Origin of the sequence: Pseudomonas sp. SK3(2021) (genome assembly GCF_016772375.1) — a bacterium.
GTDB classification, from domain to species: domain Bacteria; phylum Pseudomonadota; class Gammaproteobacteria; order Pseudomonadales; family Pseudomonadaceae; genus Aquipseudomonas; species Aquipseudomonas chlororaphis_I.
In genome coordinates this window covers 5,981,077-5,995,368 of the sequence record NZ_CP061943.1, presented here as the reverse complement: position 1 = coordinate 5,995,368, position 14,292 = coordinate 5,981,077, and the positions used below count along the sequence as shown (strand labels likewise).

At 59.8% G+C, this 14,292-nt stretch carries 11 protein-coding genes; 4 read left to right on the top strand and 7 right to left on the bottom strand.

The window, feature by feature from the left end; translation table 11 throughout:
- Positions 1 to 224: 224 nt before the first annotated feature.
- On the top strand, positions 225 to 1,673 hold the full coding sequence (locus IF690_RS26615) for a catalase (protein WP_202698088.1): 1,449 nt from the start codon (positions 225 to 227) through the stop codon (positions 1,671 to 1,673).
- 154 nt (positions 1,674 to 1,827) lie between these two features.
- Positions 1,828 to 2,292, top strand: coding sequence for a bacterioferritin (gene bfr / locus IF690_RS26610; RefSeq protein WP_202698087.1), 465 nt, complete (start codon positions 1,828 to 1,830; stop codon positions 2,290 to 2,292).
- A 92-nt stretch (positions 2,293 to 2,384) separates the two neighbouring features.
- On the opposite strand, the gene uvrA is transcribed toward bfr, so the two are convergent.
- Positions 2,385 to 5,219 carry an excinuclease ABC subunit UvrA gene (gene uvrA, locus IF690_RS26605; RefSeq protein WP_081359606.1) on the bottom strand — a complete coding sequence of 945 codons (2,835 nt, stop codon included), beginning with the start codon at positions 5,217 to 5,219 and terminating at the stop codon, positions 2,385 to 2,387.
- 180 nt (positions 5,220 to 5,399) lie between these two features.
- Here uvrA and IF690_RS26600 point away from each other — a divergent pair, with 180 nt between their 5' ends.
- Complete coding sequence (locus tag IF690_RS26600) at positions 5,400 to 6,794, top strand: MFS transporter (RefSeq protein ID WP_202698086.1); 1,395 nt, start codon at positions 5,400 to 5,402, stop codon at positions 6,792 to 6,794.
- A gap of 9 nt (positions 6,795 to 6,803) precedes the next feature.
- Positions 6,804 to 7,316, top strand: coding sequence for a single-stranded DNA-binding protein (locus IF690_RS26595; RefSeq protein WP_009045846.1), 513 nt, complete (start codon positions 6,804 to 6,806; stop codon positions 7,314 to 7,316).
- Positions 7,317 to 7,388: 72 nt separating this feature from the next.
- Here the strand turns inward: IF690_RS26595 and IF690_RS26590 are convergent, their stop codons facing one another.
- The 6 genes from IF690_RS26590 to IF690_RS26565 are packed head-to-tail and all read right to left on the bottom strand — an operon-like array spanning position 7,389 to position 14,289.
- Positions 7,389 to 8,780, bottom strand: a complete 1,392-nt coding sequence (locus IF690_RS26590) for an amidase (protein ID WP_202698085.1) — start codon at positions 8,778 to 8,780, stop codon at positions 7,389 to 7,391.
- Positions 8,777 to 10,168 carry an MFS transporter gene (locus tag IF690_RS26585; RefSeq protein ID WP_202698084.1) on the bottom strand — a complete coding sequence of 464 codons (1,392 nt, stop codon included), beginning with the start codon at positions 10,166 to 10,168 and terminating at the stop codon, positions 8,777 to 8,779. Before IF690_RS26585 ends, IF690_RS26590 begins: the two co-directional genes overlap by 4 nt.
- Positions 10,169 to 10,220: 52 nt before the next feature.
- Complete coding sequence (purD, locus tag IF690_RS26580) at positions 10,221 to 11,471, bottom strand: phosphoribosylamine--glycine ligase (RefSeq protein ID WP_202698083.1); 1,251 nt, start codon at positions 11,469 to 11,471, stop codon at positions 10,221 to 10,223.
- Positions 11,472 to 11,498: 27 nt separating this feature from the next.
- Entirely contained in the window at positions 11,499 to 12,701 is a 1,203-nt protein-coding gene (locus tag IF690_RS26575; protein ID WP_202698082.1) for an ATP-grasp domain-containing protein, read from the bottom strand.
- A 27-nt stretch (positions 12,702 to 12,728) separates the two neighbouring features.
- Positions 12,729 to 13,193, bottom strand: coding sequence for a GNAT family N-acetyltransferase (locus IF690_RS26570; RefSeq protein WP_202698081.1), 465 nt, complete (start codon positions 13,191 to 13,193; stop codon positions 12,729 to 12,731).
- A gap of 40 nt (positions 13,194 to 13,233) precedes the next feature.
- Complete coding sequence (locus IF690_RS26565; protein ID WP_202698080.1) at positions 13,234 to 14,289, bottom strand: TauD/TfdA family dioxygenase; 1,056 nt, start codon at positions 14,287 to 14,289, stop codon at positions 13,234 to 13,236.
- Between the last annotated feature and the right edge of the window lie 3 nt (positions 14,290 to 14,292).

The following is a 14,292-nucleotide window of genomic DNA, read 5'->3' as shown; positions in this document are numbered from 1 at the left end:
AAATACAAAGAACCGGGCCTAGTGCCCGGTTTTTTGTGCCTGCAAGAAATGCGCGGTTCGTACAAGCTTCTACCTTGTTTAGGTCTGCACTATGTATAGGGGGATAGTTAGTTATTTTCTATTGATGTCTGCAAATTAATGAATTTGTGGCTGTCATGTTGATGATCGATACTCCCCAACAAGGCGATTAGCCGGCAGTTCACGACTGACAGAGGAAGATCCGCATGAACCAGAACAAAACGCTTACCACCGCAAGTGGCGCTCCAGTCGCCGATAACCAGAATTCCCGTTCTGCTGGCCCTCGTGGCCCGCTGCTGCTCGATGATTTTCATCTGATCGAGAAGCTTGCCCACTTCAATCGCGAGAACATTCCTGAGCGTCGCGTGCACGCCAAGGGCTCGGGTGCCTACGGTACTTTCACCGTGACCCGGGACATCACCGAATACACCAGCGCCAAGCTTTTCGAGTCCGTGGGTAAGCAAACCCCTACCTTCCTGCGTTTCTCGACCGTAGGTGGCGAACGTGGTTCGGCTGATACTGAACGCGACCCGCGAGGCTTTGCCCTGAAGTTCTATACCGAAGAAGGTAACTGGGACATCGTTGGCAACAACACGCCTGTGTTCTTTATTCGCGACCCACTGAAGTTTCCCGACTTTATCCACACTCAGAAACGTCTGCCTCAGAGCAACCTCAAGAGCGGCCAGGCGATGTGGGACTTCTGGTCGCACTCTCCCGAGGCGCTGCACCAGGTCACCATCCTGTTCTCGGATCGCGGGATTCCGGACGGCTATCGTCATATGCACGGCTTTGGCAGCCATACCTACAGCCTGATCAACGCCAAGGGCGAGCGTCACTGGGTGAAATGGCACTACAAGACCAAGCAGGGCATCAAGAACCTGGCGCCGGCCGAGGCTGCCCGCCTGGCGGGCACCGACCCGGATTACGCCCAGCGTGACCTGTTCAGCGCGATTGAGCGCGGCGACTTCCCGAAATGGAGCGTGTGCATTCAGATCATGACCGAGGCTGAGGCGGCCGCTCACTACGAGAACCCGTTCGATGTGACCAAGACCTGGTCACAGAAGGAGTTCCCGCTGATCGAGGTCGGTGAGCTGGAGTTGAACCGCAATCCACTGAACTATTTCGCGGAAGTCGAGCAGGCAGCCTTTGGTCCTAGCAACATGGTTCCAGGTGTCGGCCTGTCGCCGGACCGTATGCTGCAAGGCCGCGTATTCGCTTACGCCGACGCTCATCGCTACCGTGTCGGCACCAACCACCAGCAACTGCCGGTCAACGCCCCACGCAGCCCGGTGAACAGCTACCAGCGTGATGGCGCCATGGCCTTTGGCAGTAACGGCGGAGCGGCGCCGAACTACGAGCCGAACAGCTACGCCGACGCGCCGAAACAGGCTCCTCGTTACGCGGAGCCGGCCCTGGCCCTCAGCGGTGCGGCCGATCGTTATGATCACCGTGAAGACACTGACTACTACAGCCATGCTGGCGCTCTGTTCCGCCTGATGAACGATCAGCAGCAAGCCCTGTTGATCAGCAACATTGCCGGTGCGATGGCGGGTGTCAGCTCGGATGTGGTCCAGCGTCAGCTGCAACATTTCTTCAAGGCTGACCCGGCTTATGGAGAAGGCGTCGCAAAGGCGTTGGGCGTACAGCTTAACTAAGTCTAAACGAGAAGCAGAACCGCCCTCATTCGGGCGGTTTTTGCGTTTTTTCGGCTATTTTTCTCTGAAAGTCTTCACTTTTTTAGCGTTTTACAGTGACCTGAAAGTCAGCTTGGTTCAAAATACTGACTTTCAAGCAGGGAGATGTAGGGCGATGCAAGGTCACCCGGACGTAATCGATTACCTCAACACGTTGCTGACGGGCGAACTGGCAGCACGTGACCAATATTTCATCCATTCGCGCATGTACGAGGACTGGGGCTTCAGCAAGCTCTACGAGCGCATCAATCACGAGATGGAAGAAGAGACTCAACACGCCGATGCATTGATGCGCCGCATCCTGATGCTTGAAGGCACGCCACGCATGCGCCCTGACGATCTGGATATCGGCACCACCGTGCCGGACATGTTCGCCGCCGACCTGCGCCTGGAGTACAAGGTTCGCGCAGCGCTGTGCAAGGGCATCGAACTGTGCGAGAAGCACAAGGATTATGTCAGCCGCGACATCTTGCGTGTGCAGTTGGCCGATACCGAGGAGGACCATACCTACTGGCTGGAAAAGCAGTTGGGCCTGATCCAGTCGATCGGTCTGGAAAACTACCTGCAGTCGCAGTTCTGATGCGCTAGCCAGCACCTGCAGGCAAATGCAGGGCTGACGGGTGCAAAAAAAGCCCCTGCCATTTCACAATGGCAGGGGCTTTTTCATTGGGCTCAGGCCCGGTCGCGGGTCAGCAGTGGCTTGAGATAGTAACCGGTATGGGATTGCGGCATCTCTGCCAATTGCTCCGGTGTACCCACGGCAATGATCTGTCCGCCCTTGGAGCCACCTTCCGGCCCCAGGTCCACCAGCCAGTCGGCGGTCTTGATCACGTCCAGGTTGTGCTCGATCACCACTACGGTGTTGCCGTGGTCGCGCAGGCGATGCAGAACGTCCAGCAACTGCTGGATATCGGCGAAGTGCAGGCCGGTGGTTGGCTCGTCGAGGATGTAGAGGGTCTTGCCGGTGTCGCGCTTGGACAGCTCGCGAGACAGCTTGACCCGCTGCGCTTCACCGCCGGACAAGGTCGTCGCCGACTGCCCCAGCTTGATATAGGACAATCCGACGTCCATCAGCGTCTGCAGCTTGCGCGCCAGCGCCGGCACCGGGTCGAAGAACTCCCGCGCCTCCTCGATGGTCATTTCCAGGACCTCGTGGATGCTCTTGCCCTTGTATTTGATCTCAAGGGTTTCGCGGTTGTAGCGCTTGCTCTTGCACACATCGCACGGCACGTAGATGTCCGGCAGGAAGTGCATTTCCACCTTGATCAGGCCGTCGCCCTGGCAGGCTTCGCAGCGTCCGCCCTTGACGTTGAAGGAGAAGCGGCCCGGACCATAACCGCGCGAGCGCGATTCGGGAACCCCGGCAAACAGTTCGCGGATCGGCGTGAACAACCCGGTGTAGGTCGCCGGGTTGGAGCGGGGTGTGCGACCGATCGGGCTCTGGTCGATATCCACCACCTTATCCAGATGCTGCAGACCATTGATGCTGTCGTGCGCAGCGGCTTCCAGCGTGGTCGCGCCGTTCAGCGCCGTGGCACTGAGGGGGAACAGGGTGTTGTTGATCAGGGTCGATTTGCCCGAGCCGGAGACACCGGTCACGCAGGTCAGCAGGCCGATCGGAATTTCCAGGTCGACGTTGCGCAAGTTGTTGCCGCGGGCGCCCTTGAGGGACAGCGAAAGTTTCTTGTTGCGCGGTGTACGCTTGGCCGGCACGGCGATTTTCACCCGACCGGACAGATACTTGCCGGTCAGCGAATCGGGATGGGACATCACCTCGTCGGGAGTGCCCTCGGCGACGATCTGCCCGCCATGCACGCCGGCGCCCGGGCCGATGTCGACCACATAGTCGGCCAGGCGAATGGCGTCCTCGTCGTGTTCGACCACGATCACCGTGTTGCCGATATCCCGCAGGTGCTTCAGGGTGCCCAGCAGACGGTCGTTGTCGCGTTGATGCAGGCCGATGGAGGGTTCGTCGAGGATGTACATCACCCCCACCAGGCCGGCGCCGATCTGGCTGGCCAGGCGAATGCGCTGGGCCTCGCCGCCGGACAGGGTGTCGGCGCTGCGATCCAGGGTCAGGTAATCCAGGCCGACGTTGACCAGGAACTGCAGGCGCTCGCGGATTTCCTTGAGGATCTTGTCGGCGATCTCGCCACGGCGTCCGGTCAGCGACAGGGTACCGAAATAGTCGGTGGCATCGCCGATCGGCAGGCTGGTGACGGCCGGCAGGGTCTTCTCGCCGACCCACACGTGGCGCGCTTCACGGCGCAGGCGAGTGCCGCGGCAGTCCGGGCACGGCTGGGTGCTGAGGAACTTGGCCAGTTCCTCGCGCACGGTGGCCGACTCGGTCTCGCGATAACGACGTTCCAGGTTCGGCACTATGCCTTCGAACGGGTGCGAGCGTTTGACGATATCGCCACGATCGTTGAGGTACTTGAAGTCGACGTTCTGCGTGCCGCTGCCGTTGAGGATGACCTTCTGCTGGTCGGCCGGCAGCTGGTTGAACGGCACTTCCAGGCTGAAACCGTAATGCGATGCCAGCGAGCCGAGCATCTGGAAGTAATAGACGTTGCGCCTGTCCCAGCCGCGAATCGCCCCTTCGGCGAGGGTCAGCTCGCCATTGACCAGGCGCTTGATATCGAAGAACTGCTTGACCCCCAGGCCGTCGCAGGTCGGGCAGGCGCCGGCCGGGTTGTTGAAGGAGAACAGCTTGGGTTCCAGTTCGCTGATGGCGTGGCCACAGATCGGGCAGGCGAAGCGCGCGGAGAAAATGATTTCTTCGCCGGGTTCGTCGTCCATGGGGGCCACCAGGGCAATACCGTCGGCCAGCTTCAGCGCAGTCTCGAACGACTCGGCCAGACGCTGCTGCAGGTCGGCGCGGACCTTGAAGCGGTCGACCACCACATCGATCGAGTGCTTCTTCTGTTTATCCAGCTTCGGCAGCTCATCCAGTTCGTAGAGCTTGCCGTTGACCCGGGCGCGGACGAAGCCCTGGGCGCGCAGCTCCTCGAAGACCGACAAGTGCTCGCCCTTGCGCTCGCGAATCACCGGCGCCAGCAGCATCAGCTTGCTGCCTTCCGGCTGGGCCAGCACCAGGTCGACCATCTGGCTGACGGTCTGGGCTTCCAGCGGGATGTCGTGATCCGGGCAGCGTGGCGTACCCACGCGGGCATACAGCAGGCGCAGGTAGTCGTAGATCTCGGTGATGGTGCCCACGGTGGAGCGCGGGTTGTGCGAGGTGGATTTCTGCTCGATGGAAATCGCCGGCGACAAACCTTCGATGGTGTCGACGTCGGGTTTTTCCATCATCGACAGGAATTGCCGGGCATAGGCCGACAGCGACTCGACATAACGGCGCTGGCCTTCGGCGTACAAGGTGTCGAACGCCAGCGACGATTTGCCGGATCCGGACAGGCCGGTGATGACGATCAGTTTGTCCCGTGGCAGGGTCAGGTCGATGTTCTTCAGGTTGTGGGTTCGGGCCCCACGAATCAGGATCTTGTCCAAAGTGGCCTCGCTCGGCGGGCGTCGAAAACGTAGGAGTATAAGGGCAAATACTGGATGGATGCACACTATCAAATGAGGTCTGTACAGCTGTAGATGAAACCTGCGCGGCAAAGCGTCGCCATATACCCCGTCAATCGATCGGACTGGTAGAATCGCCGCCGGTTCACACGAGGTTTTTCCATGCATGATCCCCACAGCGAGCGCATGAGTGGCGCCGAGACCCGCGCGGCAAGCGGTCTGGCCCTGGTGTTCGCCTTCCGTATGCTTGGCATGTTCATGGTGTTGCCGGTCCTGGCGACCTATGGGATGGATCTGGCAGGAGCGACCCCGGCCCTGATCGGGTTGGCGATCGGCGCTTACGGCCTGACCCAGGCGATTTTCCAGATCCCGTTCGGGATCATTTCCGACCGTATCGGCCGTCGTCCGGTGATTTACCTGGGGTTGATCGTCTTTGCCCTGGGCAGTGTGCTGGCAGCTAACGCCGATTCGATCTGGGGCGTGATCGCCGGGCGCATCCTGCAGGGCGCCGGGGCGATTTCCGCGGCGGTCATGGCGCTGTTGTCGGACCTGACCCGCGAGCAGCATCGCACCAAGGCCATGGCCATGATCGGCATGACCATCGGCCTGTCCTTTGCCGTGGCCATGGTAGCCGGCCCGCTGCTGACCCGCGCTTTCGGTTTGTCCGGGCTGTTCTTCGCCACCGGCGGCATGGCGCTGCTGGGTATTTTCATCGTCGCCTTCATGGTGCCGCACTCGACCGGTCCGTTGCAGCACCGTGAATCCGGGGTCGCGCGCCAGGCTCTGTTGCCGACGCTCAAGCATCCGGACCTGCTGCGCCTGGATCTTGGTATCTTCGTGTTGCACGCGATGCTGATGTCGAGCTTCGTGGCCTTGCCGCTGGCTCTGGTGGAAAAGGCCGGCCTGCCCAAGGAACAGCACTGGTGGGTCTACCTCACCGCACTGTTGATCTCCTTCTTCGCCATGATCCCGTTCATCATCTACGGCGAGAAGAAACGCAAAATGAAACGAGTTCTGCTGGGCGCGGTCGGTACGCTGCTGCTCACCGAGCTATTCTTCTGGGAGTTCGGCGACAGCCTGCAGGCGCTGGTGATCGGCACGGTGGTGTTCTTCACCGCGTTCAATCTGCTGGAAGCTTCGCTGCCGTCGCTGATCAGCAAGGTTTCACCGGCCGGCGGCAAGGGTACGGCCATGGGGGTCTATTCCACCAGCCAGTTCCTTGGTTCGGCACTGGGCGGCATTCTCGGCGGCTGGTTGTTCCAGCATGGCGGTTTGTCGGTTGTGTTCCTGGGTTGTGCAGGACTCGCTGCCCTGTGGTTGGCCTTTGCTGTTACCATGCGCGAACCTCCTTACGTGACGAGCCTGCGCTTGCCGTTATCGCCCGAAGCGATCCGCGAAGCCGGTCTGGTCGAGCGCCTGAAGGCCGTTGTTGGGGTAACAGATGCAGTGATGGTGGCCGAAGAAGCCGCCATTTACATCAAATTGGACACCGAATTATTGGATCGCGCGACCCTCGAGCAGCTGGTCAACCCAGCCCGGTCGGCGTGCGAAGCCTAGGAGAACGTTATGGCCCGTGGGGTTAACAAAGTCATATTGGTCGGCACTTGCGGCCAGGATCCTGAAGTTCGCTACCTGCCTAACGGTAACGCCGTGACCAACCTGAGTCTGGCCACCAGCGAACAATGGACCGATAAGCAAACCGGTCAGAAAGTCGAGAAGACCGAGTGGCACCGTGTGTCGATGTTCGGCAAGGTCGCGGAAATCGCCGGCGAGTACCTGCGCAAAGGTTCGCAGGTCTACATCGAGGGCAAGCTGCAGACCCGCGAGTGGGAAAAAGACGGTATCAAGCGCTACACCACTGAAATCATCGTCGACATGCAAGGCACCATGCAGCTGCTGGGCGGCCGTCCACAAGGCGACCAGGGCCAGGGCATGGGCAACTCCGCGCCACGTCCGCAGCAGTCGCGTCCGCAGCCTTCGCAGGCGCCACAACGCGAATCGCGTCCAGCGCCTCAGCAGTCCTCGCCACAGCCGGCGCAGAACTTCGACGACAGCTTCGATGACGATATTCCGTTCTAAGGCCAGCCTTGGACCGCGGTTCGAACAAAGCCTTTGGTGCGCATGCACCAAAGGCTTTTTTGTTGCCCCATTTCAGTTGGGAAGCAGGAACGCTGGCGGGTGTATTGAGTGCCAGGGCGTCTGGGCCTCATAGGCGCGAGCAAGGTCGATGGCGATGTGCTCCTGGTTTCGCTTGCAGACGAATTGCAGCGAGCAAGGACGGTTGTCTGCTGTAAAACCCGCAGGGACGGCAATTGCGCATAGGCCCAGAAAGTTGACGAAGCGAGTGAAGTGATTGGGCGGCGCAAGGTGTTCGATATCGTCCACGGCGCAGGCGGGCATTTGTGTGGTGGGCAGGACTATGGCTTCGACCTGATCATAGATGCGCTCGAACAGGGTACGCAGCGTGGCCATTTCCTGCAGGGCATTAAGGTATTCGGCCTGGGAGATCTCGGCACCGCGTGACAGTCGCGCCCGAACCGACTCGCCCAGGTCGCTTTGAGCGTCGGCATGAAGCGTTCTGTAGTTGGCCAAGGCCTCATAAAAAGTGATCAGGGAGTTTTTCTTCAGGCACTCCTCCAGGGGCATGGGGAATACGCCGGCCCGGGTCTGGATGCCGGTGGTTCGCAGCACTGCAATGGCGGTGTCGTAGCAGGCCAGGACGTCAGCAGAGACCCATGAGCGCTCATGCAACGGCAAGGTGGCCACGCGATACTGGCTGAGCACCACCTGTCCGAAGCGTTCTGCATTGTCCGTAAGGCATTGGCGTATGGGCTCGTCGAGCAGATGAGCATAGAGCAGCGATGCATCTTCGACAGATCTGGCAAGGACGCCCACCGAATCGAGCGTCTGGCTCAGAGGAACGACATCGCTCATTTCGATCTGGCCGTGGCTGGGCTTGAGGCCGACAATGCCGCACCAGGAGGCGGGAATACGCACCGAACCGCCAGTATCGGTCCCCAAGGCCCAGGGGGTCAGCCCGCTGGCTACGGCTACCGCCGATCCACTACTGGATCCGCCGGGTGCCAACTCTGTCTGGCGGCTCCACGGATTGCGTGGAGTCGCGAAATGTTCATTGACGCCAAAGGCGCCAAGGCCGAATTCGACGGTGTGAGTCTTGCCCAGGATGACCATGCCTTTGCTTAACAAGCGCTCGACAACCGTCGAAGTCGCTTGTGCTCGACGGTGCTTCCAGCACAAGGAGCCCGCCGTCGTAAGTTCGCCTTTCACATGGAACAAGTCTTTCAGGGCAATGGGCATGCCGTGCAGCGAACTTGATGCCTGTCCACTGCTTATGGCCTTGCACGCCCTGTGTGCCGCTGCGCGGGCCTGGCATTCATAGATATCGACAAAGGCGTTCGAGGAGGTTCGAGCGTCGAGGATACGTTTCAGGAACGCCTCGGTCACTTCGACCGGCGACAGATCCCGGGCCTGGATCAGCGTCATGAGTTCAATGGCGGTCAGTTGGGTGATAGGGGTCGTCACTCCGCCTTCTCCGGGTCAGGCAGCTCGGCATAATCGTTGCGCTCATCGCTGACAAACACGATCGACATGACCAGGATCGACAGCGTCGCGATGACGATCGTCAGAACGGCCAGTTTCATATGTCTCAGAAAAAACTCGGCGTCGGTGACGAAGTGCCCGAACACCGCGACTCCAAATGCGGAACCTATTTGTCCAGTCGCTCTGGAAAAGCCCGCGGCGATGCCGGTGTATATCTTCGGCGTGCTTTGCATGAATACCGAGGTGGACATGGGCGCCCCAAGTCCTCCTCCGAATCCGATCAATATCAGGGGGATGAGCAACCAGGGGTAGTGCGTGGAGTATTGAGGCAACAGTAGTCCACAAAACCCGACCAGACGGATGAAGGCACCGGCGATCATCAACTGGCGCGGCGGGAAGCGGTCCACCCAGCGTCCGGATACCTTGTTGCCGACAATCACACAGAGGGACAGGGGTAGCAGGGCAAGTCCGGTTTCGATCGCGCTGTAGTGCAGGTAGTCCTGGAAGTAGAACGTGAGGATGAACAGGGTGCCGAAGAACGAAAAGGCTCCGGCAAAAAAAATGTAAGCGATGGTGCTGAAGTTGGTATTCCTGAACAGCGTCAGGGGCAGCATCGGATGAGGGCCATGGACCTCGATCAGGACAAAGGCGATCAGCGACGTCGCACAGGTCAGTACGCCCAGCAGCAGATAAATGGAGTCCGTGTTTAGCCGGGGATATTCGATCAGTATTGCGATGAGGCTCAGCAGCATCACCGTGACAGTGAACTGTCCTTTCAGATCGAGGTGTTTTTCCTTATGGGGCGCTATCGGGGGCTCGATGCGAGATGTCAGCCAGACACCCAGCAGGCCGACGGGAATGTTGACCAGGAATATCGAGCGCCATGACAGGTATTGAGTCAGGAGCCCGCCTATCAATGGCCCCATTACCAGCGCGATCCCTCCCCAACTGGCCCAGCTGGCAATGGCTTTTGCCCGTGCGGAACTCTCTGTATAGGTATGCGTGATCAGCGCCAGCGAGCTGGGCACCAGCAACGCCGCACCAATTCCCTGGCATGCCCGCCCAGCCAGCAGCTGCGTCGCGCTGGCGCTCAGACCGCATAGCAGTGAGGCGACGACAAACAGCAGCAGGCCGACCATATAGACAGTTTTCGCGCTGAGACGGTCGCACAGGGCGCCCCCCGACAGCAGCAGGCTGGCAAAAATTACCAGATAGACGTTAACCATCCATTGCAGCGTATCGGTGCCGATGGCCAGTCCATTTCTGATCGCTGGCAGGGCGACATTGACGATAGAAGAGTCGAGAAGGACCAATATGTAGCTGATATTGGCCGCCAGTAGCACGAGACGCTGGTTCTTGTCGGTATTCATCATGGCTCTATGTCGTCGGGGTACCGGCGCCAGGAACTGGCGCCAGGAAGGATCAGCGTGCGCCGAGGGTCGCGATATCTTTTCGGTAATGCATGCCATCGAAGTGAATCTTGCGTGCCACCGCGTAAATACGTTCCCGTGCCGCTTCAAGCGTATCCGCTGAGGCGCTCAGCGAGATGATTCGTCCACCCTTGGTCACCAGTTGGCCCTGCGCACTTGATACGGCGGCATGAAAGATCTTTGCCTCCTGCTCTCCCGAAGGAAGCGAGATGACGTCGCCGGTGCGTTTTACGCCTGGGTACCCGGCGGAGCTTATTTGCAGTGCTACCGCGTATTTGTCGTTCCAGCGGACCTCTGCCTGGTGCAGTTGTCTTGCCAATGCCAGTTCGAGCAACGGGCCCAGTTCACTGTCCATGCGTTCGAGCATCGTGAACAATTCCGGGTTGCCGAGGCGGCAGTTGATTTCCAGCAGATGGACTTCCTGCTCCGGGTCGATCATCACGCCGAAGTACAGGAAGCCCAGGTAGTCGATTGCATCCTCCTTGATGGCCCTGATCGTCGGCTCGACGAGACGGTCGATGATCTTCTGCGACAGCTCCTGGGAAATGACCGGTGAATACGCTCCCATCCCCCCGGTATTGGGGCCCTTGTCGTTATCGTGCAGTCTTTTGTAGTCGCGGCTTTCGACCATGGGGACGTAGTGGGTGCCATCGAACAGGACGGTAAAACTGACTTCTTCGCCCACCAGGAAATCTTCAACGATGATTGGCCCTCCATAGGTGGTGAACATGTGCTCGATCGTCTCGTCGACGGCCTGCCATTCATGAGCGATCACCACGCCAAGGCCACCGTTGGCCATGCCATCGACCTTCAGGACGAGGGGCAGGGAGCGTGTATGGGCGTACTGTCGGGCGCTGGGGGCGTCTGCGAACACTTTGAAACCGGGCGTAGGGATCTTGTGTCGTTGCATGAACTGTTTGGAGTATTCCTTTGACCACTCAAGTTTCGAGGCTTCTCGGGTAGGCGCCAGAACCTTCAGGCCACGCTCTTGAAAATAGTCCACGATACCCGCGGCCAGTGCCTGGGTCGGGGTAATCAAGGTGTAGTCCACGTCGTACTGGGCCGCGGCGTTTGCCAGGCCGGGTATATCGGTGGTCTCCACCTCCAGATTCTCGACTTTCGGTTCATCCGCCGTACCCGGGCTGCCGGGGGCTACATACACTTTCTCGACCTGATCGGACTGGATCAGCTTCCATGCCAGTGCATGTGCACCCGAGCTGCAACCTACGATTAGCACTTTCATATAACGCTCCCTGTGTATGGAAGAGGACTATCTACTCGTCAGTTTCGCGGACTCCCACAGGACCGAATCGTTCAGCCAGTCGTGGAAGGTGTCGATACGCTCCAGCAGTTGCTCATCGCTGTCGCCGACCAGAATCGCGCTAAGCACATCGTCGGTGTAGGTTTGGGCAGGCTGGTAGGCCAGTCCTTCCATGCCGGTGATACATAGGGTGCTGACCCAGTCGAAGGGTAGGGAGGCAGGGATCTTCACAAGCCGGTCGTCACGTACCGGAACGCGGATCGATGCCGCGACACAGGTAGGCGAGCGCCCGATGGGCAGCTCGTCTTCGATGCCTGCGCAGGCCCTGATCCAGGCCTTGTGAATGTTGATGCCATAACTCAGTTCGATCAGTTCGCCAGTCAGGGAGCCTGCCGTTCGTGCCGCGATCTCGCACAGTACCAGCCGATCGTCCGGGGTCTGGAAGATTTCCGCATGGAAGCCTAGGGGGGAGGTTTCGGGCAGCGCGGCAATCACCTTGCGGGTGAACTCGATCAGGCGTCGGGCGATCGGGGTGCCGGGCTCCAGGGTGCGACTGCCAAACGTGCCGGCCCGCTGGAAATCCAATGAGCCGTTGATGTAGGCGCACGGTGCAAAAAAGGTCCTGCCCTCTGCCGTCAAAACCCCATTGACGTGGAACATCCGACCTTCGACGAATGACTCGATCATGTAGCCGTCGAGCGTTGGCTTGTGGAACAGCGCAGCCAGGTCCGAGCGGCTTTTGATGACCTGGATATCTTTTGAGCTGCAACCATCGACCGGCTTGATGACGCTGGGGTAGCCATGGCGTTCGATGAATTCAACGACATCCAGCGACGATCGCAGGCGCTTGAAGTGGGCGACGGGGATATCGGCCCTGTTCATATGTTCCTTCATGACCACTTTATCGCGGTAGGCGATGGCGCTTTCCAGGCTCTGGCCCGGTACGCCGAGGTGTTCGCGCAAGCGGGCGGCACGGATCAAGTCGAATTCCGAGTGCGGCAGGATTCGGGAAAACCGGGTGCTTGCCGCGAAGTCCAGCGCGGTGATTTCGGCCTGCGAATCGGCGTCCAGATCCTCCAGGCGCTTGACCAGACGGTACTTGTGCTGGGATGGGAAGGGGGTCGAGCTGATCAGGTACAGGTCCTGGTCCCGCTCGGCCAGCCATTGGGCGAAATCTATTTTGATGCTTCTGCCTAAACACAAGATAGCCATGTCATCTCCCTGTCATTGGCCGGTGTTTCAGTCCAACGGCTGGATCGGTTTGCGCATGAACAGCCGTGCATTGCCCCTGGGATTGCACTCGACGCGGCCGAACACCTCATAGCCGTTTTTTTCGTAGAACGCCGGCGCCTGGATTTCCATGGTGAACAGCAGGGCGGTCCGGCATCCGCGAAGGGCGGCCAGGCGTTCGGCCTGGCGCAGGATCTGAGCGCCGTAGCCTTTGCCGCGTAGGCTGTCGGGCAGATAGAAGTAGTTGATGAAGAACACTCCCAGGGATGTCCTGCCGACCAGACCGCCTATCACCTCGCCGCTGAGAGGGTCGGTGACCGTGAGATCCAGGGGCTCGTTGTCGCTGATTCCGGTTTGCGACACATTGTATTGATCCAGCAACTCATTGATCCGGCCACGACCGGCGGCCGGGGCGTTCTCGTGAACCGTGACGACAAAGTCGTGCTGGCGATCCAGGTGTTTCACTTCTGTCATTTCGAAAGTCCAACGTGCAAGAGAGAAAGGGGGCGCCGGCTCATCGCGTTGTTCCGGTCCGACTGGCCATGTGGTGCTCGTTACCCTGGCTGTCCTGATCCGTTTCAAGGTAGAGAAGCTCGTAGTCGCTACCCCGGGCCTTGAGTACGGGAACGACAGGTCGTCCGTCAGGAACGTCCAGCCACAACCGCAGCAAGTGCCGCTTCTGGGTGTCCGAGTCCTGGAATTCGGTACGCGAATGCAGGGTGGTGTAGTTGTTCAGGAACAGGATCTCCCCTGGCTCCAGCAGGAATGTGAGCTGAAAGGATTTTCGATTGCAGATCTCGTAGAAGGCTTTCAGGGCAGCGTCCAGTCTTTCGGGAAATGCCTGCCCCAGCGTCTGGGCGGCGGCCCGCATGTAATTGCCCACGCACATCGAACTCAGGATGCTGCCGACCCGGGAAAACACCGGAATCCGGTAGTCCGTTACCGGCGTGTGGGACTGAGAGCGTTCCGCGGTGGCATAGGGATAACCTTCGTACAGCACCGGCAGCAGCTGCGGGTTTTCGGCCACCAACTGGTTGTGCACCGCCAGGCCACTGACAATCTCCGTGGTCCCGCCGCTGGCGGCCCCACTGAGGCACAACAGCCCGATGATCTCGAAGGCGTCCGAATGGAACCCGAGCTCTCTGTTGGACAGGTAGCCGCGATTCTTGGGATTGGACGGCTCGTGGCGGACATGGCCGATACGATCGCCGCGAGAGCTCTGTACCACGGGGCGCCCCAGGTGCAGGGCCAGCCCCCAGAACAGGCGTTCGAGGGCTTCGCCGGTGAAGCGAGCAATGTCGATGCCCTGCAGCACCGCGACTCCGGGACCGTCCTGAAGCGCCTGGTGCAACTTGCCCAGCAAACCCTGAATGGCAGGCGCTGCGAAGTCCTCCCGAGTCAGGCTGTACATCGGCTTGTGGGCGCTATTGGCCAGCAGTTGCTCGATGCATTGCAGCTCGGGCTCACCCATGTTCAGCAGGACATCGGCCTTGGACTTGAGCGTGGCCGCGGTCCAGACGGCGGGGTCGTCGACCGCGACGGGCGAATGCCCGTTGTGTTCGATGTTCATCGG

Excerpts from the sequence above, each read along its gene's own strand:
- IF690_RS26600 (WP_202698086.1), top strand. The coding sequence starts at position 5,400 with ATGCATGATCCCCACAGCGAGCGCATGAGTGGCGCCGAGACCCGCGCG.
- IF690_RS26570 (WP_202698081.1), bottom strand. The coding sequence starts at position 13,193 with ATGACAGAAGTGAAACACCTGGATCGCCAGCACGACTTTGTCGTCACG.
- IF690_RS26615 (WP_202698088.1), top strand. The coding sequence starts at position 225 with ATGAACCAGAACAAAACGCTTACCACCGCAAGTGGCGCTCCAGTCGCC.
- IF690_RS26575 (WP_202698082.1), bottom strand. The coding sequence starts at position 12,701 with ATGGCTATCTTGTGTTTAGGCAGAAGCATCAAAATAGATTTCGCCCAA.
- IF690_RS26565 (WP_202698080.1), bottom strand. The coding sequence starts at position 14,289 with ATGAACATCGAACACAACGGGCATTCGCCCGTCGCGGTCGACGACCCC.
- bfr (WP_202698087.1), top strand. The coding sequence starts at position 1,828 with ATGCAAGGTCACCCGGACGTAATCGATTACCTCAACACGTTGCTGACG.
- IF690_RS26585 (WP_202698084.1), bottom strand. The coding sequence starts at position 10,168 with ATGAATACCGACAAGAACCAGCGTCTCGTGCTACTGGCGGCCAATATC.
- IF690_RS26595 (WP_009045846.1), top strand. The coding sequence starts at position 6,804 with ATGGCCCGTGGGGTTAACAAAGTCATATTGGTCGGCACTTGCGGCCAG.
- purD (WP_202698083.1), bottom strand. The coding sequence starts at position 11,471 with ATGAAAGTGCTAATCGTAGGTTGCAGCTCGGGTGCACATGCACTGGCA.